Origin of the sequence: Polaromonas sp. AER18D-145, from assembly GCF_002379095.1 — a bacterium.
Taxonomy (GTDB): Bacteria; Pseudomonadota; Gammaproteobacteria; order Burkholderiales; family Burkholderiaceae_C; genus Polaromonas.
The window spans coordinates 33,079-56,086 of record NZ_NBZV01000030.1 but is presented as its reverse complement, the minus strand read 5'-3'; the positions used below and the strand labels follow the sequence as shown (position 1 = coordinate 56,086).

Below are 23,008 nucleotides of genomic sequence, written 5' to 3'. Positions count from 1 at the left end.
GAGGGGTGGGGGGAGGGAGTGGGGAGTTGCGCCTACTGTCCACAGCGAACCACCGGCGCAGCGTGATGCCTGCCGCAAAGGACCTCCTCCGAATTCATGATTGAAATCGGCCTCCAGCCCATATCCAGCAAGCGCCAGAAGCTACAAAAACAGGAGCAACTAAATGCGTCCTTCTTCCACAGCGTGGCAGGCGATCTTCACACCCTGGATGGTCAGGAGCTGCGGCCGCTCGGCGCGGCAGCGGTCGTTGACATGCGGGCAGCGCGGATGAAAAGTGCAGCCGGTCGGCGGATTCAGGGGATTGGGCACCTCGCCCTGCACCGGGGTGCGGGCGCGGCCGGTGTCGTGCATTTTCGGGATTGCGTCCAGCAGCATGCGTGTGTAAGGGTGCTTCGGGCTGGCAAACAGCGTCTGCTTGTCGGACAGTTCGACCAGCCGCCCCAGGTACATGACCCCCACCTGGTCACTGACATGGCGCACCACCGCGAGATTGTGCGAGATGAACAGGTAGGTCAGCCCGCGCTCGCGCTGCAGGTCCTTCATGATGTTGAGCACCTGCGCCTGCACACTCACGTCCAGCGCCGAGGTCGGCTCGTCACAGACCAGGAATTCCGGCTCGGTGGCGAGTGCCCGGGCAATCGAGATGCGCTGGCGCTGGCCGCCTGAAAACTGGTGCGGGAACTTGACCATGTCCAGCGGGGACAGGCCGACCGACTTGAGCAGTTCGCCCACGCGCGCCTTGAGTTCGGCTTCGTCGGTGATCAGGCCGTGTTCCTTGAGCGGCTCGCCCACGATGTCCTCCACGATCCAGCGCGGGTTCAGGCTCGCGTACGGGTCCTGGAAAATCATCTGGATGCGGCGCCGCAGTTGCCGGCCTTGCGGCGTCTTGAAGGCCGCATGGGCATCCTGGCCGTCAAAGGTCAGGCCGCCACGGGTCGGCTCGTACAGACCCACCAGCAAACGGGCCACCGTGCTTTTGCCGCAGCCCGACTCGCCGACCAGGGCCAGTGTCTTGCCTTTTTCAATCTCGAAGCTGACGCCATCGACCGCATGCAGCATCAGCCGGGGCTTGCCTTCGAGCACGCGGTTCAGCCAGGGCGGGGACACATCAAACGTCTTGGCCAAGTCAAAAGCCTGAACCAGAGGAGCCCCCACGCTTGTCGCTGCGCGTACGTCGCTGCCCCCCGAGGGGGCTGTTTTCCCTTGGGGCGGCCCTGCGGAAAAACGGTCGCCCGCGCTTGTCGTCGTTTCGCTGTTGCTCATGCGGTCACTCCCACCGTGGCAGCGTGCAGCCAGCAGGCGGCACGTGTGGCACCTGCTGGCAGCAGGTCCGGCCTGTCCTGCGTGCAGCGGTCAAACACCCGGGGACAACGCGGATTGAAGGCGCAGCCTTGCGGAATGGCGTTCAGACGCGGCATGGCGCCGTCGATCTGGTTGAGCCGTTCGCGGTCCAGCGTGATGTCGGGGATGGCCTCCATCAAGCCGGCGGTATAAGGATGCGAGGGGTGGTTGATCACCTCATGCACCGGGCCAATTTCGGCAATGCGGCCGGCGTACATCACGGCCACGCGGTCGCAGGTTTCGGCAATCACCCCCATGTCGTGGGTGATCAGCATCACGGCGGCACCGCGCTTCTTGCAGATGCTTTTGAGCAGCATGATGATCTGCGCCTGGATCGACACATCGAGCGCCGTGGTTGGTTCGTCGGCAACAATCAGCTTGGGCTCGGCGGCCAGCGCCAGGGCAATCACCACGCGCTGACGCATGCCGCCCGAGAACTGGTGTGGAAAATGTTCGATGCGCTGTTCGGCCGCCGGAATGCCGGTGTCCTGCAGCAGGGAAATGGCGCGCTGGCGCGCTTCGGCGTTGCTGACCGGCAGATGCGCCTGTATCGTCTCGATCAATTGCCGGCCCACGGTGTACAGCGGGTTCAGCGAGGTCAAAGGGTCCTGGAAAATTGCGCCTATCTTGCGGCCGCGAATGTGACGCATCTGCTCATAGGGCAGGTTATCGATGCGCTCGCCTTCAAGCAGGATCTGCCCGCCGCCGATGCGGCCGGGCGGCTCCAGCAGTCCGATGATGGCAGCGCCGGTCAGCGACTTGCCGGCACCCGACTCGCCGACCACACCCAGAATTTCACCGGGGGCGATATCAAACGAAATGTCGTCCAGCGCCCGCAGCGTGCCGCGCCGGCCGGGAAACTCGACGATCAGGTTCTTGACTTGTAATAGGCTCATTGATTGGACGGGTGTAGGTTCTGTTCGAGCAGTCACCGCGGAACCGGCTTTGCCGGGCCACTGGTGGCACCTCCCTGAGAGGGAGGCGGCCGCAGGCTGCTTCGGGAGTGTCATCGTAGTCTGGGGTTCAGCGCATCGCGCAGCCAGTCACCCAGCAGGTTCACGCTCAGCGAAATCAACACTAGCATCAGGCCGGGAAACACCGTGATCCACCACTCCCCGGAAAACAGGTAGTCGTTGCCGATGCGGATCAGCGTGCCCAGCGAAGGCGAGGTGGGCGGCGCGCCCACGCCCAGGAAGGACAGGGTGGCTTCGGTGATGATGGCCGTGGCCACCTGGATGGTCGCCAGCACCAGCACCGGCCCCATCACATTCGGCAACACGTGGCGGCGCATGATGCGCATCGGTGTCACACCGGTCACACGTGCCGCCTGCACGTACTCCTTGTTGCGCTCGACCAGGGTCGAGCCACGCACCGTTCTGGCGTACTGCACCCATCCGGTGAGCGTGATCGAAATGATGAGCACCCCCAGCGCCAGGGAGTCCTGGGCGTTGGGAAACAGGGCCCGTCCCACCCCGGCAATCAGCAGGGCCACCAGAATGGCCGGGAAAGACAGCATCACGTCGCACAGGCGCATCAGGGCAGAGTCGATCCAGCCGCCATAAAAACCGGCCAGCAGACCCATGCCCACGCCGAACACGACCGACAGGATCACCGAGGCAAAACCCACCGCCAGGGAAACGCGGGCACCGTACATCAGGGCAGACAGGATGTCCCGCCCCTGGTCATCGGTGCCCAGCAGGTACTTGGCCGAGCCCTCGGCCGACCAGGCCGGTGGCAGGCGGGCATCGCTCAGTTCGAGCGTCGTCAGGTCAAACGGGTTGTGCGGTGCCACGAAGCCCGCAAACACCGAACAGAAGATGCAGATGAGGGCGACTGCAGCCGCAGCCATCGCTACCGGAGAGGTGCGAAAGCTGTAGCCGATGTCGCCATCCCACCATCGGAATAGCGCGCTTTTCATCAACCCGTGTTACTTGTTGACTTTGACGTATTTCCAGGGCATGCCGTTATCGGGCCACTGAACCATTTCGATGTTCTTCCTGGACGCCCAGTTCAGCGCCTGTTGGTGCAGCGGCAGATGGCCGACGTCATCCTGATGGATCTTCAGCGCTTCATGGATCATCTCGTTGCGCTTTTTGTCATCGGTCTCGGAGGCCACCAGGTCGGTCAGCTGGTCAATCCGCGCATTGCTGTAAGCGCCCAGATTGAACTGGCCGCGGCCACCCTCACCTGGCGTGGATAGGATGGGGTAAAGCACGTTGTGGGCGTCCACCGTGCTCGGCGTCCAGCCCAGCATGTAGAAGCTGGTGTCACGGCGCAAGATCTTCGGAAAGTAGGTGCCCTTGGTTTCGGCTTCCAGATTGATCTTGACCCCGATGCGCGACAGATTTGCGGCCACGGCCTGGCAGATTTCACCGTCGTTGACATAACGGTCGTTCGGGCAGTTCATCTTCAACTCGAACCCTGCCCCATAACCGGCGTCAGCCATCAGCTTCTTGGCGGCTTCCACGTCAAACGGCAGGCGTTTGGCGAGGTCGGGGGCGTAACCCTTGATCTCGGGTGCCAGCAGTGTGGCCACCGGCGTGGCCGCACCGCGCATCACACGGTTCTTGATGGCTTCGATGTCGATGGCCTGGTAGAAAGCCTGGCGGACGCGCTTGTCCTTGAACGGGTTTTTGCCCTTGACGCTGGAAAACTGCAGTTCGTCGCGCTTCTGGTCCATGCCGAGGAAAATGATGCGCAGCTCGGGGCCTTGCAGCACCTTGAGCTCGGCATTGGCCTTGATGCGGGCCACGTCCTGCACCGGCACCGGCTCCATCACGTCAATTTCGCCGGACAGAAGTGCCGCGACGCGGGTGCTGTTGTTGCCGATGACGTTGAAGACCACTTCGTCCACATTGCCGTCGATCTTGCCCCAGTAGCTGCCGTTGCGGATAAAGGTGGTGCGGACATTGGGCTGGCGCTCACGCACGCGGAAGGGGCCGGTGCCGTTGGCACGGAAAGACGCGGCGTTTTCAATGCCTTTGCGGCGGTCCACTGGCTTGGTGGCCTGGTTCGTTTCGCACCACTTCTTGCTCATGATGTGCCACTGCGTGAACAGCTCGGGCAGGATCGGAAAGGGGTTGTTCAGCACGAAGTCGATCGTGTGATCGTTGATCTTCTTGATTTCCTTGATCTGGCCGACATAACTCTTCATGTCGGAGCCGTCACCCTTGGCGCGTTCATAGCTGAAGATCACATCGTCCGCGGTGAACGGCGAGCCGTCATGGAACTGCACGCCCTTGCGCAGATTGAAGCGCCAGACCGTCGGCGAGGTCTGCTTCCAGTCGGTTGCCAGCGAGGGGGCCAGCTTGTAGCTGCGATCGCGCGTGACCAGCGGTTCGTACACATTGCCCACCACCGTCAGTTGCAGCGATTCGTTGAGCGAATGCGGATCCAGCGAGAGGGCATCACCCTGGTTTCCGACCCGCAGGGTCACTGCGGACGCTACAAAAGTTGTAGCTGCCAGCGCTGTACCCACAAGGGCAAAAGCGGCTTTTTTCGTGAAATTCATGGGACTCTCCTGTTGAACAAAAAAATAATCAGCGCGGCACGGACAAAGGCATGGATTGCTCCACCAGCCCGGCATGCAGGGCGGCACCCAGCGGCAGGATGTCGTCGTTGAAATCGTAACGGCTGTTGTGCAGAAAACAGCTGCCGACACCGTTTTCGGCCCCCTGGCCGATGCGCATGTACGCGCCGGGTTTGACCTGCAGCATGAAGGAAAAGTCTTCGGCGCCCATGCTGGGCTCCATGCCGCGCACGACGTGGTCCTCGCCCAGCAAGGTTTCCGCCACATCGGCGGCAAACATGGCTTCATCGAACGCGTTGATGGTGGCCGGATAAATGCGCTCGTAATGCACGGCGGCGGTGGCACCAAAGCCGAGCGCGACTGCGGTGCAGAGTTCGTTGAGACGACGCTCTATCAGGTCCTGCACGTCCGGGTTGAAGGTGCGGACCGTGCCCACCAGGGTGGCCTTGCCCGGCACCACGCTGAAGGCGCCCATGTCGCCGGCGTGCATTGCGCACAGGCTGATCACGGCGCTGTCAATCGGCTTGACGTTGCGCGAGACAATGCTTTGCACCGCCGTGATGATGTGCCCCGCCACCAGCACCGGGTCGACCGTCATGTAGGCGTGGGCGCCATGCCCGCCGCGGCCGGTGATGTCGATGGTGATGCGGTCAGCGGCTGCCATCATGGGCCCCGGGTTGATGCCCACCGTGCCCGGCTTCATGGACGGCCAGTTGTGCATGCCGTAAACCGCCTGCACCGGAAACCGGTCAAACAGGCCGTCTTCAATCATGACCCGCGCGCCGGCAAAGCCCTCTTCGCCGGGCTGAAAAATCAGCACGGCCGTCCCGTCAAAATTGCGCGTGGCCGCCAGGTAACGGGCTGCGCCCACCAGCATGGCAACATGCCCGTCATGGCCGCAACCGTGCATCATGCCGGTCCGCGAGGATTTCCAGGCAAAGTCGTTGTGTTCCGTCATCGGCAACGCGTCCATGTCGGCACGCAGGCCGATCATTTTTCCGCTGTCACTCTGCTGGCCCTTGATGACGGCCACCAGCCCGGTCTTGCCGATGCCGGTATGCACCTCGTCCACGCCACAGCGCTGCAGCGCTTCCTTCACGCGGGCGCTGGTGTAGACCTCTTCGAAGCCGAGCTCCGGATGGGCATGCAGGTCGCGGCGAAAGGCCGTGATTTCGGGATGGAACTCGCTGATTTGCGCGAAGGCGCGGCCGTTGGCCTTGAGCACCGGAGCAGGCCGGGGCGACAACATCAGTGGCCCCCTGCCGTGCCGACACGCAAGCGTGGGTCCACCACAAAATACAGCAGGTCAACCACCAGGTTGATCACGACAAAAATCAGTGCAATCAGGCACAGGTAGGCGGCCATCACGGGGATGTCGGCAAAAGTCACCGCCTGGATGAAGAGCAGGCCCATGCCTGGCCACTGGAAAACGGTTTCAGTGATGATGGCAAAAGCGATCAGCCCGCCCAGTTGCAGGCCGGTGATGGTCATGACCGGCACCAGGGTGTTTTTGAGCGCGTGCCCAAAATGGATGGCGCGGTTGGACAGGCCGCGCGCGCGCGCAAACTTGATGTAGTCGGTGCGCAGCACTTCGAGCATTTCGGCGCGGACCAGCCGCATGATCAGCGTGAGCTGGAAAACCGCCAGCGTCACGGCCGGAAGCACGATATGGTGCCAGCCCTTGGCCGTCAGCAGGCCGCTGCTCCACCAGCCCATCTGCACCACGTCGCCACGCCCGAAGCTGGGGAACCAGCCGAGACCCACGGAGAAACCCAGAATCAGCAGGATTCCGATCAGGAAGGTCGGGAGCGACACGCCTACCAGCGACACCGTCATGAGCAGCTGGCTCAGAAAGGTTCCGCGGCGCAGGGCCGCATACACACCCATCGGGACACCAATCGCCAGGGCCATGACGGCGGCCACCAGAGCCAGTTCCAGCGTCGCGGGGAAACGCTCTGCGATCAGGCGCGAGACCTTGGCCCCCTGGCGCAGGCTGAGACCGAACTCGCCCTGCACGGCATTGACCAGAAAGTGGCCGAACTGCACGAAAAAGGGCTTGTCCAGCCCCAGATCGGCGCGCAGCTGCGCAATCTGGTCAGGCTGCGCATCCTGCCCAAGCAGAAACACCACCGGGTCGCCAACATACTGGAACAGCATGAATGCAATAAAAGCCACAGCGACCATCACGATCACTGCCTGGAGCAGGCGACGGAGAATAAATGCAAACATTCGGGAGTATGGTTTTGAGCGAAAGACAATGCTAGCAGAGCAAGCACTGTGCCGACACCGGGATTTCCTTTAGGCCTAAAGAAAAGAACTACAAAAAAGGGCCCCGGAAGGCCCTCTTTGACGGCTCGCTCAGTTGACCTTGATCAGTCTCCAGTCGAGCCGGTTGTCGGCGCGGTGCACGACATCAATGTTTTTCTTCATCGCCCAGGGAATGATCTGGTTGTGCAGCGGAATATGCGAGACCGTGTCATTCGACAGCTGCAGGGCCTCGGTCAGCAGGCGGTTGCGCACCGGCAAATCGGTTTCCAGTTTCACGCGGTCCACGATGTAGTCCATGCGCGGGTTGCTGTAGCGGCCCACGTTGTAGTTGCCATCACCGCCCGTACCCACACTGCGCGTCAATGACTGCAGGCTGTAAAGCCCATCAAAGGTCGGCACACCCCAGCCCAGCATGTAGATGCTGGCCTCGTAGCGCTGGATCATCGGGAAATAGGTGACCAGCGGCAAGGTGCGCAGCTTCGCCTTCACACCGGCCCGGGCCCACATCGCGGTGACGGCCTGGCAGATTTCCTCGTCGTTGATATAGCGGTTGTTCGGGCAGGCAAAATCCACCTCGAACCCATTGGGATAACCGGCCTGGGCGAGCAGCTTCTTGGCGGCTTCGGGGTCATGAGGATGGCGCTTGTGGACACCTTCGGTCCAGCCATTGACCTGTGGCGCCACGATCGCTCCCGTCGGCTGGCTCAGGCCGCGCATGGTGACGCGCTGGATGGCGTTGATGTCTATAGCCTGGTACAACGCCATACGCACGCGCTGGTCCTTCAGCGGGTTCTTGCCCTTGATGTTGGAACCCGGCAACTCGTCGCGAGACTGGTCCATGCCGAAGAAGATGGTGCGGTTCTCGATGCCATCGATGACCTTGAGGTTGCCGGTGCTGCGCAGCCGGCCCAGATCCTGAATGCTGGGGTCAAGGACAAAATCGACTTCGCCCGACAGCAGGGCAGCAACCCGGGTGGCTTCCGACTTGATCGGTGTGTAGACGACTTCGGTTACGTTGGACTCGTTCTTGCCCCAGTAGTTGGGGTTTGAAACAAGAACCAGCTTCTGGTCAGGCTGCCACTCCTTGACCATGAAAGGGCCGGTGCCCATGGCATTGCGGTGTGCAAAGGTCTCGTCCTTGGCACGTATGTCTTTCGGCTCGGTCGACTTGTTTTTCTCGGCCCACGCCTTGCTCATGATGCGCAGTTCGGTCAACTGGTTGAGCAGCACCGGGTTCGGGCCTTTCATCATGATGTCCACGGTCGAATCGTTGACCTTGACCACCTTGTCGATGCCCTGGGTATACACCGCATAGTTGGATGTTTTGGCCGTCGCGCGAGTCAACGAGAAAACCACGTCGTCCGCCGTGAGTGGTGTGCCGTCACTGAACTTGACTCCGGAACGCAACGTAAAGCGAACCTGCGTCGGCGAGACGTCGCGCCAGGAGGCGGCGAGCTGGGGTTCCACCTTGAAAGTGCGGCTGTTGTAGTAGACCAGCGAATCGTAAACGGCTGCGTGGACGCCATTGCCAAGCGCATTGTTCTGCGAGTGGATGTCAAACGTGGGGATATCGCTCGCGCTCGACCATTTGAAGGGTTTGGCATGAACAGCCGGCGCAGCCGCGAGAACCGCGAGCGCAGTGGTAGACCACAGTGCCATTTTGAACTTCATAGAACACCTCTTCAGTTGAAAGATGCCTACTATGCAACAGGAACCCCTGCAGCGTCATAAGGGGTTTCCTTCAATGCGGGTGACTGGCGCGACAGGCAACGGGGGTGGGCCACCATGTCGTTTTGCAGTTGCCGCCACGCTGTCTGATCAGGCGCTGGCGCAGGCCCAGCGGCCCACTGCGCATTGGGGGGGTGCAGTCACCGGTAAACGTCGCGCCGATTTCCGACCTCAATCACAAGCACACGCAGCGCGTGGTCCTGCATGTCGCAGATGACCCGGCAGTCGCCCACGCGGTAGCGCCAGTAAGGGTCTGGCAAACAATAACTTCCCGTCATTCCCGCGTAGGCGGGAATCCAGCAACCGGGTTGAAAGCTACAACGAGTCTGGATACCCGCCTTCGCGGGTATGACGGACAGGAAGTTGTTATTTCCCATATCCTAAGTACCTATTGATCCGGCCCGATGATGTATTAATTTCCGTTCGGGTTGAGCTTGTCGAAACCCTTCGACAAGCTCAGGGCGAACGGTTCATATTTCATAGGGCCGGATCAATAGCAAGGGGCCGGTTAGCGCCTTGCCTGTGCTGCGCGGGTTCTCTTGTCCGGCTATGCGCTCGTCCATGAAATCGACGATGCGCCGTGCAGTCTGCTGGTCAAGCTTGCGAAGCTGCCTCCTGGCCGATTCGGTGTACTCAATCGTCCAGGCCAAGGTCTTTTCTCACTTCAGCGGCGGAATAGACTTTCTCTTCACCCTTGCGGACGCGCTCCATGGTGGCCGCGGCCAGGTAGTAGTCTTCCAGGTCTTCGAGACCATTGGTCACCAATTCACGCAGGTAAAAAGCCTTGGTGCGGCCCGTCTTGGCAGCCAGGTTGCCCAGCCGCTGTTCCGTGATGGGGTCAAGCCTGATGGATGTCGCCATGGTGCAGCCTCGTTGAATACATGTATTCATTGCATCTCACCGCTTCAGCAAACTCTCCGCGGGTGCGATCAAGGCGGCATTGGCTACCGCAGCATTCACCGGCGTGGCCGGCAGCGTGACCGGCCCGTACCAGGCCTGGGTATTCGAACGTGTGTTGTCGCTGTCGGTCATGATGCCTATACCCACCAGCGCGCCCGGCGCTTCGCCGAAGGTTTTTTCATAGTCAGCGCGAATATTGCGCTCGTAGTCGACCCACTGGCGCAGCTTGCCAGCGCCGGATTCCACGACGAGTTTGCGTATCCGGTCGGTACGCGGATTGACAATCACGGTGCCCGGCGGTCGGGTGTTGCACCACACATACATCAGCGTTGCATAAGGCAACTCCTCGCCGGTCAACGCACGCGCCAGTTCGGACAACATGGCGTTCTTGCTGGAAAATTTGCCGCGGTCGCCTTCAAAAACCAGCACCACGCGTACCGGTGAATCATCAGCGTCGCGCAGCGCCATGTCGGCTTGCGCAATCAGCTCAGGCACTTTCCACGAAAAACGCACACTGGCCAGTTCATCCGGTTCCACGCGCAACACCTGGCGCACCATGCTGGCCGATGAGCTGGAAGTGGCAGCCATCGCCTCACGCCCGTCCTTGCGTTCATAACGGAAGTGGCTGGGCTTCTTGCCCGGAAAAGGGTAGTGCCGCCAGTCTGGCGTGACCCGGTTGCTGGTGGACGCGACCACCCAGGGGGTCGAACTGAGCTTTGCTGGATCAGCCGGGGCAGCCGGCGGCATGAACGATGCACAGCCCGCCAGTTGCAGCAAGACCAACAACACCACGCCACCACCCGACCTACCCCACCATCGCGCCCCGTCAACCTGCGTCATCAGCATCTCCCCATAACGGCATGCATTTGCATTTTCCATGAAAAAAGCCGCCCGAAGGCGGCTTTTTAAACTCTCTTGATTGAAGCTGGCACAAGACCAGCTGCCAATTAGAAGGAGTGCTTGATACCGAAGTCGTAACCGGTCGAACGTGCGTTCACTGCAGTCACGGCACCGTTCAGAGCCTGGGATGCACCGCCGCTGTTCGTCACGCGAGCGAACGTGGTGTACAGAGCCGTACGCTTGGACAGGTTGTGCACATAACCCAGAGCCCATTTTTTGGATTTAGGGGTACCAGCAGCGTCGGTTTTGTAGGTGGAGTAAGCCACACGGATCTGGCCGGCACCCATTGGGACCAAAGCACCGATCAAAGCACCTTTGCCCGTCACCGAGGTGGGGGTAGAGGAAACCTTGTCACGGGTCACCAAAGCCATGGCTTGGGCGACGCCGAAGTCATACGAACCACCGAGGTTGGTGGAGCGGATCTTGCCAGTGGTGGCGGTCGCAGCAAACTTGGTGCTGGACGTTGCCATGGCGACGTTGATCGGGCCGTTGGCGTAGCCGAGACGGATGGCAGAACCGTTGCCGTCTTTTTCAGTCGCTGCACCGGTCTTGTTGTTCTCACCCATGTAGGCTTGGAACTGGCCGTAGAAACCGCCCAGGTTGCCTGGCAAGAAATAACCAATGCTGTTCGAAGCGCGAACTGCAGTGTTGCCGCCGAGGCTGGAGTTCAGGGTCTGGGTGGTGCCCACGCCGTTGGTGCCGAACGGATCAAACACGGTCTGGTTCCAGAACTGTGGCGTGTAGTCACGACCCAGACGCAGTTCACCCAGGCCGCTGGCCAAGCTGACCGTCGAACGACGGTTGAACGTCAGACCACCACCACCGGTAGTGCCGCCGGTTTGGTTGTTCAGGCTGGTCAGATCGCCAGAACCATTGTCATTGTTCATGCCGGCTTCGAGCCAGAAAGAAGCAGACATGCCACCGCCGAGGTCTTCCGTACCACGGAAGCCCAGACGGCTGGAGTTGTAACCAGAGTCAGTCAACTGGCTCTTGCTGGAAGAACCGACGCCGGAACCAGAGCCGTGAGCGTAAACCGCGTCAACAACACCGAACAGGGTCACGGAAGACTGGGCCGAAGCCACGCCAGCAGCAGCCAAGATAGCCAAAGCGACTAGGGATTTTTTCATTGCGAGTTTCTCCAAGGTTAAACATAGGGCTCCAGGATTTTGGATCCCCGGGCCAACCTCCATTTAGGAAGTTGTAGCTATTGCACCAGAGGCCGCGATCTTTCGCAAAGGAATTAGCCCGATAAATGCATTTTCGTTGCACGTCTACAACAAACACCCGACGCATGGGGAAGTGCTTGTGCGGGTCCCGCCTCACACTTTCTTGGCTTGGCACAGCTTGACGCAATCATTGTTAATCAATATGATTAACTACTGTAAGCAGTGCCCGGAAAGGGCGCACTTTTCGTTGTTCGTTGTTACCGAGTTGATTCAAGGAGTAGAGACCCGTTATGACACAGGCAGAAACCAAAGTGCTGACCGCCCACATTCCACTGCCCCTGGCCAACAAGGTCGATCAGATGGCGGCTCGTTTTGACCGGTCGCGCGGCTGGATCATGAAGCAGGCGCTATCGGCCTGGATCGATCAGGAAGAAGAGCGCAGTCGTCTGACGCTGGAGGCCTTGGCCGATGTGGACTCCGGGCGCATCCTCGACCATCAGGCGGTGCAAGCGTGGGCCGACAGCCTGAGCGCAGCTACCCCGTTGCCGGTGCCTCGTTGATGAAGTTGAAGTGGACGAGCAAGGCGCTGTCCGATCTGACGCGGCTGCATGAGTTTCTGGCCCCGGTGAACAAGGTAGCGGCGGCGCGCACTGTGCAGTCCCTTGCTGGTGCGCCGGTCAAGCTGCTGGAGAATCCGCATCTAGGCAAAAGGCTCGAAGAATTCGAACCGCGAGAGGTACGCCGAATGCTCGTCGGTCATTACGAAATGCGCTACGAAATTCAGGCGTCGACCATTTACGTGCTGCGCTTGTGGCACACGCGCGAGGATCATTGAAATGGACGCCCTTATCAACGCCGCCGACAGCGCCCTGCGCACCCTGTTTGCCAAGCCCCGTGCCAGCCGGACATGCCCGACGGTGCCCGCACAGGACACCGAGCTGAGCGCCCCGGACAAGGCGCTGGCCGGCGCGCTGATGCGGGTCAACCATGTCGGTGAGGTCTGTGCGCAGGCGCTTTACGCCTCGCAGGCCCTGAGCACGCGCAACCCGGTTTTGCGCCAGCAGTTCCTGGAGGCCAGCAAGGAGGAAGGCGACCACCTGGCCTGGACGCGTGAGCGGCTCGATGAACTCGGCGCCCGCCCCTCCTTGCTGAACCCGCTGTGGTACGCCGGGGCTTTCGGGCTGGGCCTGCTGGCGGGCCGTCTCGGTGACCGGGTCAGCCTGGGGTTTGTGGTGGAGACCGAGCGGCAGGTCGAAGCCCATTTGGCCAGCCACCTGGAGCGCCTGCCGGAAGGCGACCATGCCTCGCGCGCCATCGTGGCGCAGATGAAGGACGACGAGGCGCGCCATGCGCGGGAAGCACAAGGCGCCGGTGCGCTGGCGCTGCCCGCGCCCGTCAAGGCGTTGATGCGGGCCTCCGCCAAAGTCATGACGACAACCGCGCACTATCTCTAGATGCTATCTTTTCGATAGCTTACAACGCTTTATAAACATAGGCTGCGGCCCGATTTTGCTTAAAGCTCGTAACTACTCAGGTCGCCGCATGCAGCGCGCTTTTCTTGCCCCCTCGCCCTCTGGGAGAGGGTTGGGGTGAGGGCCAGCAAGCCACAACAGACGATAGCTCTACGCACACGCCGTTTGCCCTCACCCCCGCCCTCTCCCAGGGGGAGAGGGAGTAAAACCAGCCCAAACTACCTGGGTAGTTACTAAAGCTCAGGCCTCGACCAGCTCAAAACCGGTCGTGATCGCGGCCGTTTTTCCGAGCATGATGGTGGCCGAGCAGTATTTGTCATGGCTCATGGCAATCGCGCGTTCCACCGCGCTGGCCGCGATGCCGCGTCCCGTCACGACAAAATGCATGTGGATTTTGGTGAACACCTTGGGGTCGGTCTCGGCCCGTTCGGATGTCAGCCTGACCGTGCAGCCGCGCACATCGTGGCGGCCTCGCTTGAGGATCAGCACCACATCGTAGGCCGTGCAGCCGCCGGTGCCGGCCAGCACGGTTTCCATCGGGCGCGGCGCCAGGTTGGCGCCGCCGTTTTCCGGCTTGGTGGCGTCGGGCGCGCCATCCATCACCAGGGTGTGGCCACTGCCCGTTGTTGCCAGAAAACTCATGGCCGAGCCAGAAGTTGTTGTTGTCCCCGTGGCGGTGTGGGGGCCGGTCCAGCTCACTGTGCATTCCATGAAATACCATCCTCAAAAGTCAGAAATAGTTGTCAAAAGTAGCGGCGAGTGTTTATTTTTCGCAACAAAACATTGTTGCAGCGCAACATGCCTCCGCTATACTGAAATCATCGCATGAAGACAGCTTTGTTTTCATGCAATGGTTGTCTCCTCCATCCCTGAAAGGGTGGATTTACAGGCCCAGACCGCAAGGTCTGGGCCTTTTTTCTTGCCTACTATGATGTCGGGTTGCGAGAAAAACACATGCCCACTTCCCCCAAACCCGCTCCCCGCCGTTCACCCGGCACCCCCCGGCCATCCGCTGCCGGGGCACTCACGCCCGCCGACTACCTGAAAAAAATCCTGACTGCACGCGTCTATGACGTGGCGGTGGAGTCCCCGCTGGAGCCGGCGAAAAACCTCAGCCGCCGGGTGCACAACACCGTGCTGCTCAAGCGCGAAGACCAGCAGCCGGTGTTCAGCTTCAAGCTGCGCGGCGCCTACAACAAGATGGTGCACCTGAGTCCCGCCCAGCTCAAGAAAGGCGTGATCTGTGCCTCGGCCGGCAACCATGCGCAGGGCGTGGCCCTCGGCGCGCACAAGCTCGGGACGCGCGCGGTGATCGTGATGCCGGTGACCACGCCGCAGGTCAAGGTCGATGCCGTCCGGGCCTTGGGTGGCGAGGTGATCCTGCACGGCGACAGCTACTCCGACGCGCACCTGCATGCCGTCACGCTGGAAAAAAAGAACGGCCTGACCTTTGTGCACCCGTTTGACGACCCGGACGTGATTGCCGGCCAGGGCACGATCGCCATGGAAATCCTGCGCCAGATCCAGAGCATCGGCAAAGGCTCACTCGACGCGGTATTTGTGGCCATAGGTGGCGGCGGGCTGATTTCCGGCGTGGCCAACTACATCAAGGCGGTGCGTCCCGAGGTCAGGATCATCGGCGTGCAGATGAACGATTCCAACGCGATGGCCCAGTCGGTCGGCGCCGGAAAACGCGTCACCTTGCCCGATGTGGGCCTGTTCGCCGACGGCACCGCCGTCAAGCTGGTGGGCGAGGAAACCTTCCGCATCAGCCGTGAACTGGTCGATGAATTCATCACGGTGGACACCGACGCGGTCTGCGCGGCGATCAAGGACGTGTTCATCGACACGCGCAGCATTGTCGAACCCTCGGGCGCGATGAGTGTGGCCGCCATCAAGCAGTATGTGGCCACGCACAGAACCAAAGGCGAGACCTACGCGGCCATTCTGTGCGGCGCGAACATGAATTTCGACCGCCTGCGTTTTGTCGCCGAGCGGGCGGAAGTCGGCGAAGAGCGCGAAGCGCTGTTTGCGGTGACGATTCCCGAGGAACGCGGCAGCTTCCGGCGCTTTTGCGAGCTGATCGGCGGGCTGCCGGGCGGCCCGCGCAGCGTGACCGAGTTCAACTACCGCATCAGCGACGCGAGCCAGGCCCATGTGTTTGTCGGCCTGACCACCCACGGCAAAGGCGAGAGCACAAAAATCGCCAGCAACTTCAGCAAACACGGCTTCAAGTCGCTCGACCTGACCCATGACGACCTGGCCAAGGAACATATCCGCCACATGGTGGGCGGGCACACGGCGCTGTCCAAAGACGAGCGGCTGCTGCGTTTTGTGTTTCCCGAGCGGCCTGGGGCGCTCATGAAGTTCCTCGGCGCCATGAAGCCGGGCTGGAACATCAGCCTTTTCCACTACCGCAACCAGGGCGCCGACTACGGCCGCATCCTGGTCGGGCTGCAGGTCCCCAAGGCCGACAACAAGGCTTTCAAGGCCTTTCTCGACACCCTGGGCTACCCGCATGTGGAAGAGACCGACAACCCGGTCTACCGGCTGTTTCTGCAGAGTTGACGGGCCTTGCCATGACTGCGGCAGGCGCATCCGTTCCCTCCAATTCATCGTGTCCGCGTTGCGGCGCGACTTTTCGCTGTGGCATGGTGGGAGGGGACGCCGAATGCTGGTGCGTCACGCTGCCTCACATCATGCCGGTGCCGCCCGCCTCACCGTCCACAATTGTTGAGAACTCCAAAAATCATGACCGGCAACTTACTACCGTTCGCCCTGAGCTTGTCGAAGGGCTTCGACAAGCTCAGCCCGAACGGTATGGTGTCGTGAATGACGAAAACATCCATAGCACAGCGGGAGCCTCCTGCTTTTGTCCCGCCTGCCTCCAAGAAATCACCATGACCAACAACACCACGCTTCACCTGCCCGCAATTGAGCCCACTGCCGACGTCGCGCTCTCGGCGCGCCTGCAGCACAAGATCGACCAGAAAACCAAGCCGCTGGGCGCGCTCGGCCAGCTTGAAACGCTGGCGCGGCAGCTCGGCCTGATCCAGCGCAGCGAGGCGATCACCTTCGAGTCGCCGCAAATGGTGGTGTTTGCCGCCGACCACGGCATCGCCAGCGAGGGCGTGTCGGCCTTTCCGCAGGCCGTGACGGTGCAGATGGTGGGCAACATGCTGGCCGGCGGTGCTGCCATCAATGTGTTTGCGCGCCAGCACGGTTTCGCCCTGCAGGTGGTGGACGCCGGCGTGGCCGCCGACCTGGCCGACCACCCGCAGCTACAGCAGCGAAAAATAGCCCCGGCCACCCAGAACATTTGCGAAGAACCCGCCATGTCACTGGCACAGGCCCACGCCGCGCTGCAGGCCGGCATGGACGTCATGCGGGGCCTGCCCGGCAACGTCGTGGCCTTTGGCGAGATGGGCATTGCCAACACCTCGCCCGCCGCGCTGCTGCTGGCCCGGCTGGCCGGCCTGCCGATCAGCGACGTGGTCGGGCGCGGCACCGGTCTGGACGATGCGCAACTGGCTCGCAAACAGGCAGTCCTCACGCGCGCCCTGGCCCGCCACGCCGATGTGCATGAGCCGCTGGCCGTGCTGGCGGCGCTGGGCGGCTTCGAAATCGCCATGATGAGCGGTGCCATGCTGCAGGCCGCCAGCGAGCGCCGCGTGGTGCTGGTCGACGGCTTCATTGCCGGTGCCGCCGCGATGGTGGCACGCACCCTCGTGCCGCAGGTGCAGGACTACCTGGTGTTTTGCCACCGCTCGGCCGAGCGCGGCCACCACCTGCTGCTGGCCCACCTGAAGGCCGTGCCGCTGCTCAACCTGGACATGCGGCTGGGCGAGGGCACGGGCGCCCTGCTCGCCTGGCCACTGCTGCAATCGGCGGCCCTGTTCATGGCCGAGATGGCGAGTTTTGATTCGGCCGGGGTCAGCGGCAACACCAAAGCCCCCACGCTCGTCACTACGTGTACTGCGCTGCCCCCCGAGGGGGCGCTTTTCGCCTTGGGGCGGCCCGGCGGCGAAACCTGAACGGGAAAGCATGCTGAAATTCATTCGCCACTACCTGCTCGCCGTGCAGTTTTTCACCCGCATTCCGGTGACCGGCGCGCTGGCGGCGTGGACCGGCTACAGCCCGGCCATGCTGCGCGCCAGTGCCGCGCACTTCCCCGGCATCGGCTGGCTGGTCGGCGCCGTGGCGGCCGGTGTATACAGCCTGCTGATGGCGCTGCTGCCGGCCACCGACTTTGCGCCGCTGGTGGCCGCCGTCCTGTCCACGGTGGCGACGGTGCTGCTGACCGGCGGCTTTCACGAAGACGGGCTGGCCGACGTGACGGACGGGCTCGGTGGCAGCCACGACCGGGACCGCGCCCTGGAGATCATGAAGGACTCGCGCGTCGGCGCTTTTGGCGCGATGGCGCTGGTGCTCGCGCTGCTGGGCAAGGTGGCACTGCTGGGCCTGCTCGGCTCGGTCGAAAGCGCCCTGTCCAGCGTGGAGGAAGCGCCTGCCGACCTGCCCCTGAATGGCTGGCTGGTCGCCACGGCCCTGTTTACCGCGCATGTGGTCTCACGCACCCTGCCGCTGCTTCTGATCCGCGTGCTGCCGCATGTCGGCGACGCCGCCAGCTCCAAGTCCAAACCCCTGGCCGACCAGATCACGCTGACCAGCCTGGGGGTTGCGCTTATATGGTCATTTTCGGCCCTGGCCCTTGCCAGTTATGCGCTTCCTGCTATGACTTTGATAGTGGCGTGCAGCTTCTCCGTGCTCGCCCTGCTGTGGATGGGCCGCCTGTTCACGCGCCGCCTGCAGGGCTTCACCGGCGACTGCCTGGGCGCCACGCAGCAGGTCTGTGAGATCGCTTTTTACCTCGGCCTGGCCGTCGCCTTGTAGTCAGGTTGGCAGGCACTTTTCCCGTTCGCCCTGAGCTTGTCGAAGGGCCCTTCGACAAGCTCAGGGCAGGCCAAGCTCAGCCCGAACGGTGTAACGGCATGACCCTCTGGCTGGTGCGCCACGCGCAGGTCCTGCTGGCGCCGGGCACCTGTTACGGCGCGCTGAATGTGGCGGCGGACCGGGAGGCGACGCAACACAGCGCCGCGTCCCTGGCCGCGGTGCTGCCCGCCGGTGCCCGCATCAGCACCTCACCGCTACAAAGATGTGAGCAGCTTGCGCAGGCTTTGCTTGGGCTCCGACCCGATTTAACCCTTCAAACCGACACCCGGCTGCAGGAGATGAACTTCGGCGCCTGGGAAGGCCGGCGCTGGAGCGACATCGCGCGCAGCGAGTTCGACGCCTGGACAGCCGACTTTGCCGGCCACGCCGTCGGCGGCCATGGCGAAAGCGTGCGCGCCGTGATGGCGCGCGTGGCCCAGGCTTTCGATGAACTGCCGGCCGGGCCGAACACCGTCTGGATCACCCACGCGGGCATCATCCGGGCCGCGCAGCTGCTGGCCGGCGGCATCCGCGAGGTCACGCGTGCCGACCAGTGGCCGCCCGAGGGGGTGGCCTGCGGACAATGGCGCACACTTGAGCTATCGTTGATTCCACCCCCGCAGTAAACAGGTAAACCCCATGGCAGCAACTCTGGACGGACAACTGGTGGTGGCGATTTCATCGCGCGCACTGTTTGATTTCGAGGAAGAAAACCGGGTGTTCGAGGACGGCTTGGGCCAGCCGCCCGCGCCCGGCACCAAGCGCGATGCCGCCTACATGCAGCTGCAGCTGGACCGGCTCGACGTGCCGGCCAAACCCGGCGTAGCCTTTTCGCTGGTCAAAAAGCTGCTGGCTTTCAACGATGCGCCCGACAGCCTGGACGACGCATCCCCTTCGGCCAAGCTGGCCCAGCGCGTCGAGGTCGTGATCCTCTCGCGCAACGACCCGGTCTCGGGCATGCGGGTGTTCCGCTCGGCCCAGCACTACGGCCTGGCCATCCAGCGCGGCACCTTCAACCGCGGGGAGCCACCGTGGCGCTACTTGAAACCCCTGCATGCCAACCTGTTTTTGTCGACCCACCTCAGCGATGTGCGCGAGGCGCTGGCGGCCGGCGTGCCTGCCGCGCAGGTCTATCCGCAGTCGGCCCACGCCAGCGACCAGCACCCCCATGAAGTGCGCATCGCGTTTGACGGCGACGCGGTGATTTTTTCCGACGAGGCCGAACGCGTGTTCCAGTCGCAGGGCCTGTCGGCCTTCCAGGCGCATGAACGCGACAAGGCCACCCAGCCGCTGCTTGCTGGCCCTTTCAAGCCGCTGCTCGAAGCGCTGCACCGCCTGCAGCAGGTCGGCACCTCGCGCATGCGCATACGTACGGCGCTGGTCACCGCGCGCAGCGCGCCGGCGCACGAGCGAGCGATCCGCACGCTGATGGACTGGAACATCGAGGTCGATGAAGCCATGTTTCTCGGCGGCCTGGCCAAGGGGGAATTCCTGCGCGAGTTCGAGCCCGACTTCTTCTTCGACGACCAGACCGGCCATGTTGATTCGGCCTCGCAACATGTGCCATCCGGCCATGTGGTCAGCGGCGTGTCGAATCAGTTGTCGTAGGACATCAACCGCGGCTTCTCGTCAACACCGTTCGGGCTGAGCTTGGCCTGTCCTGAGCTTGTCGAAGGGTCGAAGCCTGTTTCCCTTCGACAAGCTCAGGGCGAACGGCAACAGGTGGCGGTCATGAGGTATGGAACTTAACGCCCCTGAAACTTCGCCGCGCGTTTTTCAACAAACGAACGCACCCCCTCCGCCGCGTCTTCACTGCGCGACAGGCCTTGCTGCACCGCGATGAAGTCCTGCATGGCCAGCACCGGGCCGTGTTCCACCGCCTTGAGTGCATTTTTTCGCGTGGCCACCACCGCCAGCGGCGCCTGGGCGGCAATGGCGTCGGCAATCCGCAGGGCCTCGTCCAGCGCCTGCCCGGCGGGCACCACCTTCTGCACAAAGTTCAGCCGCAGGGCCTCCGCGCTGCCGAACTCGTCGCCGGTCAGCAGGTGCAGCAACGCATTGCCCAGGCCGGCGCGTTCGGCCATGCGCAGCGTGGCGCCGCCGGTGGCCATGATGCCGCGCTTGACCTAGGGGTGCCCTGCCCAACTCCCGCCATGCGCGTTCGGGTCCAAAACGGGATGATTTGCTCGCCAACACCATGCAGCGTGTGCTGAAGCACACGCAAGGGGTTTGGTGGGCAAAGCGCCCGTTTTGGGCCGAACCCGAAGGGGCGTGGTTTTGCGGGCGATCCGCAGCGTTGCAAAACCAGGCAAGGCGTACAGCCTTGCCTTGGGTTTTGCGCCTCGCGGCTCATCCCGCAAAAGCCCCGCCGCGCACGGCGCGAGTTGGGCAGGGCACCCCTGGCTGCGAAAACCGGCAGTCGTCGGCGGCCACCACGATGTCGGCCGCCAGCATCAGCTCGATGCCCAGGGTGTAGGTGATGCCCTGCACCGCCACCATCATGGGTTTGCTGCGGCGCCGGTAACCCTCCATGCCCAGATCCAAGGGATCAACCAACCCCAAGGGAACGGCTTTCTCCCCGCGCTGCATCAGCGGCGCCATCGTCGGCAGGTCCAGCCCGGCGGTGAAGTGGTCGCCCAGCGCGTGCAGCACGCCCACACGCAAGGCAGGGTCGTCATCGAGGCGCGTGTAAGCCTGGCCCAGCTCGCGGAACATCTTCGGCGTGAAGCCGTTGCGCTTGGCCGGGCGGTTGATGGCGATCAGCAGCAGGGGGCCGCGCACGGTGCAGTCGATGCTGCCTTCGGGGGAAGGGGACGTGGAGGTGTTCATCCTGCCATCCTAGCGAATTCCCGCGTCGCGGCCATGCACTCGCGCGACAGGTCGCGGCACTACACTGGCTCTCATTTCCGCCTCCAAGGATGACCCTCATGCCCCTGACGCCCCTGGTCCCCACCGTGTACGGCAAGTACGCCGCCTTCAAGGACTTCTGCCGCAAGGCCTGGGCGCTGACACGGCCCTACTTCGAGTCCGACGACAAATGGAAGGCGCGCGGGCTGCTGGTCGCCATCGTGCTGCTCAACCTCGGCGCGGTCTACATGCTGGTGCTGATCAATGAATGGAACCGGGTGTTTTACGACGCGCTGCAGGACAAGAACCAGCCGGTGTTCTGGGAGCAGCTCGGGCGCTTCACCTACCTGGCCTTTGCCTTCATCATCATCGCGGTCTACCGCTTTTACCTGACGCAGTTGCTGGAGATCCGCTGGCGCGCCTGGATGACGGCCCACTACCTGCAGCGCTGGCTGGCCAACCACGCCTTCTACCGCATGGAGCTGGCCCGTTATGCGAACCATGGCACCAACGGCACGGCCGCGCCGGACAACCCCGACCAGCGCATCCAGGAAGACCTCAACCTGTTCACCACCTACACCATCTCCCTGAGCATGGGCCTGCTCAACGCCGTGGTGACGCTGCTGAGTTTTGTCGGCATCCTGTGGAGCCTGTCGGGGCCGTTTGGCTTCACGCTGGGCGGCACCAGCTTCAACATTCCCGGCTTCATGGTCTGGATGGCGGTGTTGTACTGCGCGGCCGGCAGCATCATCACGCACTACATCGGCCGGCCGCAGATCCGACTCAATTTCCTGCAGCAGCGTTACGAGGCCGACTTCCGCCACCACCTCGTGCGGGTGCGCGAGTACAGCGAATCGATTGCGCTCGACAAGGGCGAGGCGGTCGAACGCGTGCACCTGGAAAGCCGCTTTTCCACCGTGCTGGGCAACTACCTGACCCTGATCAAGAAGCAGAAAAACCTGATCTGGTTCACCAACTTCTTTGGCCAGGCCGCCGTGGTGTTCCCCTTTGTCGTGGCCGCCCCGCGCTTTTTCAGCGGCGCCATCCAGCTCGGCCAGCTGATGCAGATCTCGTCGGCTTTCGGCCGCGTGCAGGACTCGCTGAGCTGGTTTGTCGACAACTACAGCAGCCTGGCCGCCTGGCGCGCCACGACCGACCGGCTGACCAGTTTTGAAGAGAGTTTTACGGCTCTGGCCCAGGCACGACAAGCGCAGACAGCTATGAATTCAGTAGCAACCAGCGAATCTGCCACCAGCCTGGACACGCAGGACCTGACACTGGCGTTGCCCACCGGGGCGGTGCTGCTGGAAGGCGTCTCGCTGCATGCCGAAGCGGGCGAGAACGTGTTGATCAAGGGCCCGTCGGGCAGCGGCAAATCGACGCTGTTTCGCGCGCTGGCCGGCATCTGGCCCTTCAGCCGCGGCCGCACCGTGCTGCCGGCCAACACCATGTTCATTCCGCAGCGCCCCTACTTTCCGAACGGCAGCCTGCGCGATGCGCTGGCCTACCCGCAACCGGCCGCCAGCTACAGCGATGCACAACTGCGGCAGGCGCTGGAAGACGCCCTGCTGCCCAAACTGACGCAGCGCCTCGATGACGAAGACGCCTGGAGCCAGAAACTCTCGGGAGGGGAGCAGCAGCGCCTGGCGATTGCCCGCGTGCTGCTGAAAAAACCGGCCTGGCTGTTTGCCGACGAAGCGACCAGCGCACTCGACGAGGACGCCGAAAAAATACTGTACGAACGGCTGCTGGCCCAGACCCGACAAGCGGGAGGCGCTATTGTTTCAATAGCACATCGACCCACGGTCGCAGCGTTTCACGGCAAGCGCTGGGAGCTTGAAAAACTGCCTGAAGGCGCACCGGCGCTATACCGGCTGACGGAGACCCGCGCCTGAGCATGGTTTTTTTCTCCGTTCGCCCTGAGC

The 23,008-nt window shown here is 62.6% G+C and carries 22 protein-coding genes and 3 pseudogenes; 10 read left to right on the top strand and 15 right to left on the bottom strand.

The window, feature by feature from the left end; genetic code table 11:
* Positions 1-159: 159 nt before the first annotated feature.
* The 12 genes from B7G52_RS15250 to B7G52_RS15200 all read right to left on the bottom strand — a co-directional run bounded on the left by B7G52_RS15250 (position 160) and on the right by B7G52_RS15200 (position 11,793).
* Positions 160-1,155 (bottom strand): ABC transporter ATP-binding protein, encoded by a 996-nt coding sequence (locus tag B7G52_RS15250; protein WP_096698404.1) that lies wholly within the window; start codon positions 1,153-1,155, stop codon positions 160-162.
* Between the two features lie 104 nt (positions 1,156-1,259).
* The gene (locus tag B7G52_RS15245; RefSeq protein ID WP_096698403.1) at positions 1,260-2,237 is read right to left on the bottom strand and encodes an ABC transporter ATP-binding protein; all 978 of its coding nucleotides are present in this window, start codon (positions 2,235-2,237) and stop codon (positions 1,260-1,262) included.
* Positions 2,238-2,347: 110 nt separating this feature from the next.
* Positions 2,348-3,259 (bottom strand): ABC transporter permease, encoded by a 912-nt coding sequence (locus B7G52_RS15240; protein WP_096698402.1) that lies wholly within the window; start codon positions 3,257-3,259, stop codon positions 2,348-2,350.
* Positions 3,260-3,268: 9 nt separating this feature from the next.
* The gene (locus B7G52_RS15235; protein ID WP_096698401.1) at positions 3,269-4,852 is read right to left on the bottom strand and encodes an ABC transporter substrate-binding protein; all 1,584 of its coding nucleotides are present in this window, start codon (positions 4,850-4,852) and stop codon (positions 3,269-3,271) included.
* 28 nt (positions 4,853-4,880) lie between these two features.
* Positions 4,881-6,119: a M20 aminoacylase family protein gene (locus tag B7G52_RS15230; protein ID WP_096698400.1), complete on the bottom strand. Its 1,239-nt coding sequence runs from the start codon at positions 6,117-6,119 to the stop codon at positions 4,881-4,883.
* Entirely contained in the window at positions 6,119-7,099 is a 981-nt protein-coding gene (locus B7G52_RS15225) for an ABC transporter permease (protein WP_096698399.1), read from the bottom strand. The genes B7G52_RS15230 and B7G52_RS15225 overlap by 1 nt, the downstream gene beginning before the upstream one ends.
* A gap of 129 nt (positions 7,100-7,228) precedes the next feature.
* Entirely contained in the window at positions 7,229-8,797 is a 1,569-nt protein-coding gene (locus B7G52_RS15220; RefSeq protein WP_371329026.1) for an ABC transporter substrate-binding protein, read from the bottom strand.
* Positions 8,798-9,006: 209 nt separating this feature from the next.
* Positions 9,007-9,144: a type II toxin-antitoxin system RelE/ParE family toxin gene (locus B7G52_RS24475; RefSeq protein WP_371329025.1), complete on the bottom strand. Its 138-nt coding sequence runs from the start codon at positions 9,142-9,144 to the stop codon at positions 9,007-9,009.
* Positions 9,145-9,336: 192 nt separating this feature from the next.
* Positions 9,337-9,516 carry a type II toxin-antitoxin system RelE/ParE family toxin gene (locus B7G52_RS15215; protein WP_205853071.1) on the bottom strand — a complete coding sequence of 60 codons (180 nt, stop codon included), beginning with the start codon at positions 9,514-9,516 and terminating at the stop codon, positions 9,337-9,339.
* On the bottom strand, positions 9,500-9,727 hold the full coding sequence (locus tag B7G52_RS15210) for a DUF6290 family protein (RefSeq protein ID WP_096698397.1): 228 nt from the start codon (positions 9,725-9,727) through the stop codon (positions 9,500-9,502). Before B7G52_RS15210 ends, B7G52_RS15215 begins: the two co-directional genes overlap by 17 nt.
* 36 nt (positions 9,728-9,763) lie before the next feature.
* Complete coding sequence (locus B7G52_RS15205; protein ID WP_240523473.1) at positions 9,764-10,606, bottom strand: DUF3047 domain-containing protein; 843 nt, start codon at positions 10,604-10,606, stop codon at positions 9,764-9,766.
* A 107-nt stretch (positions 10,607-10,713) separates the two neighbouring features.
* Entirely contained in the window at positions 10,714-11,793 is a 1,080-nt protein-coding gene (locus B7G52_RS15200) for a porin (RefSeq protein ID WP_096698395.1), read from the bottom strand.
* Positions 11,794-12,122: 329 nt separating this feature from the next.
* Here B7G52_RS15200 and B7G52_RS15195 point away from each other — a divergent pair, with 329 nt between their 5' ends.
* Genes B7G52_RS15195 through coq7 form a run of 3 tightly spaced genes read left to right on the top strand, consistent with a single transcriptional unit; the run spans position 12,123 to position 13,286 of the window.
* Positions 12,123-12,392, top strand: a complete 270-nt coding sequence (locus B7G52_RS15195) for a CopG family ribbon-helix-helix protein (protein ID WP_096698394.1) — start codon at positions 12,123-12,125, stop codon at positions 12,390-12,392.
* Entirely contained in the window at positions 12,392-12,667 is a 276-nt protein-coding gene (locus B7G52_RS15190) for a type II toxin-antitoxin system RelE/ParE family toxin (RefSeq protein ID WP_096698393.1), read from the top strand. The genes B7G52_RS15195 and B7G52_RS15190 overlap by 1 nt, the downstream gene beginning before the upstream one ends.
* Position 12,668: 1 nt before the next feature.
* The gene (coq7, locus tag B7G52_RS15185) at positions 12,669-13,286 is read left to right on the top strand and encodes a 2-polyprenyl-3-methyl-6-methoxy-1,4-benzoquinone monooxygenase (protein WP_096698392.1); all 618 of its coding nucleotides are present in this window, start codon (positions 12,669-12,671) and stop codon (positions 13,284-13,286) included.
* 258 nt (positions 13,287-13,544) lie between these two features.
* Here the strand turns inward: coq7 and B7G52_RS15180 are convergent, their stop codons facing one another.
* On the bottom strand, positions 13,545-14,015 hold the full coding sequence (locus tag B7G52_RS15180; RefSeq protein WP_096698391.1) for an OsmC family protein: 471 nt from the start codon (positions 14,013-14,015) through the stop codon (positions 13,545-13,547).
* A gap of 243 nt (positions 14,016-14,258) precedes the next feature.
* Between B7G52_RS15180 and ilvA the strand changes: the two genes are divergently transcribed.
* The 6 genes and pseudogenes from ilvA (at position 14,259) to B7G52_RS15155 (ending at position 19,844) form a co-directional block, all read left to right on the top strand.
* Positions 14,259-15,872, top strand: a complete 1,614-nt coding sequence (gene ilvA, locus B7G52_RS15175; RefSeq protein WP_096698390.1) for a threonine ammonia-lyase, biosynthetic — start codon at positions 14,259-14,261, stop codon at positions 15,870-15,872.
* 11 nt (positions 15,873-15,883) lie between these two features.
* A pseudogene (locus B7G52_RS24470) lies at positions 15,884-16,009 on the top strand (cysteine-rich CWC family protein); the annotation flags it as partial.
* Between the two features lie 195 nt (positions 16,010-16,204).
* The gene (cobT, locus tag B7G52_RS15170) at positions 16,205-17,338 is read left to right on the top strand and encodes a nicotinate-nucleotide--dimethylbenzimidazole phosphoribosyltransferase (protein WP_240523472.1); all 1,134 of its coding nucleotides are present in this window, start codon (positions 16,205-16,207) and stop codon (positions 17,336-17,338) included.
* Between the two features lie 10 nt (positions 17,339-17,348).
* Positions 17,349-18,197 (top strand): adenosylcobinamide-GDP ribazoletransferase, encoded by an 849-nt coding sequence (locus B7G52_RS15165; RefSeq protein ID WP_096698388.1) that lies wholly within the window; start codon positions 17,349-17,351, stop codon positions 18,195-18,197.
* A gap of 98 nt (positions 18,198-18,295) precedes the next feature.
* Complete coding sequence (locus B7G52_RS15160) at positions 18,296-18,862, top strand: histidine phosphatase family protein (protein ID WP_096698387.1); 567 nt, start codon at positions 18,296-18,298, stop codon at positions 18,860-18,862.
* A 13-nt stretch (positions 18,863-18,875) separates the two neighbouring features.
* A complete protein-coding gene (locus B7G52_RS15155; RefSeq protein WP_096698386.1) occupies positions 18,876-19,844 on the top strand; it encodes a 5'-nucleotidase in 969 nt (322 codons plus the stop codon).
* 137 nt (positions 19,845-19,981) lie between these two features.
* On the opposite strand, the pseudogene B7G52_RS15150 reads toward B7G52_RS15155, so the two are convergent.
* Together B7G52_RS15150 and B7G52_RS15145 are read right to left on the bottom strand one after the other, a co-directional pair.
* A pseudogene (locus B7G52_RS15150) lies at positions 19,982-20,362 on the bottom strand (enoyl-CoA hydratase-related protein); the annotation flags it as partial.
* 273 nt (positions 20,363-20,635) lie between these two features.
* Positions 20,636-21,065 (bottom strand): annotated as a pseudogene (locus tag B7G52_RS15145) (enoyl-CoA hydratase-related protein); the annotation flags it as partial.
* 98 nt (positions 21,066-21,163) lie between these two features.
* Between B7G52_RS15145 and B7G52_RS15140 the strand changes: the two are divergent.
* Complete coding sequence (locus B7G52_RS15140; protein WP_096698407.1) at positions 21,164-22,978, top strand: ABC transporter ATP-binding protein/permease; 1,815 nt, start codon at positions 21,164-21,166, stop codon at positions 22,976-22,978.
* The last annotated feature ends 30 nt before the right edge of the window (positions 22,979-23,008 follow it).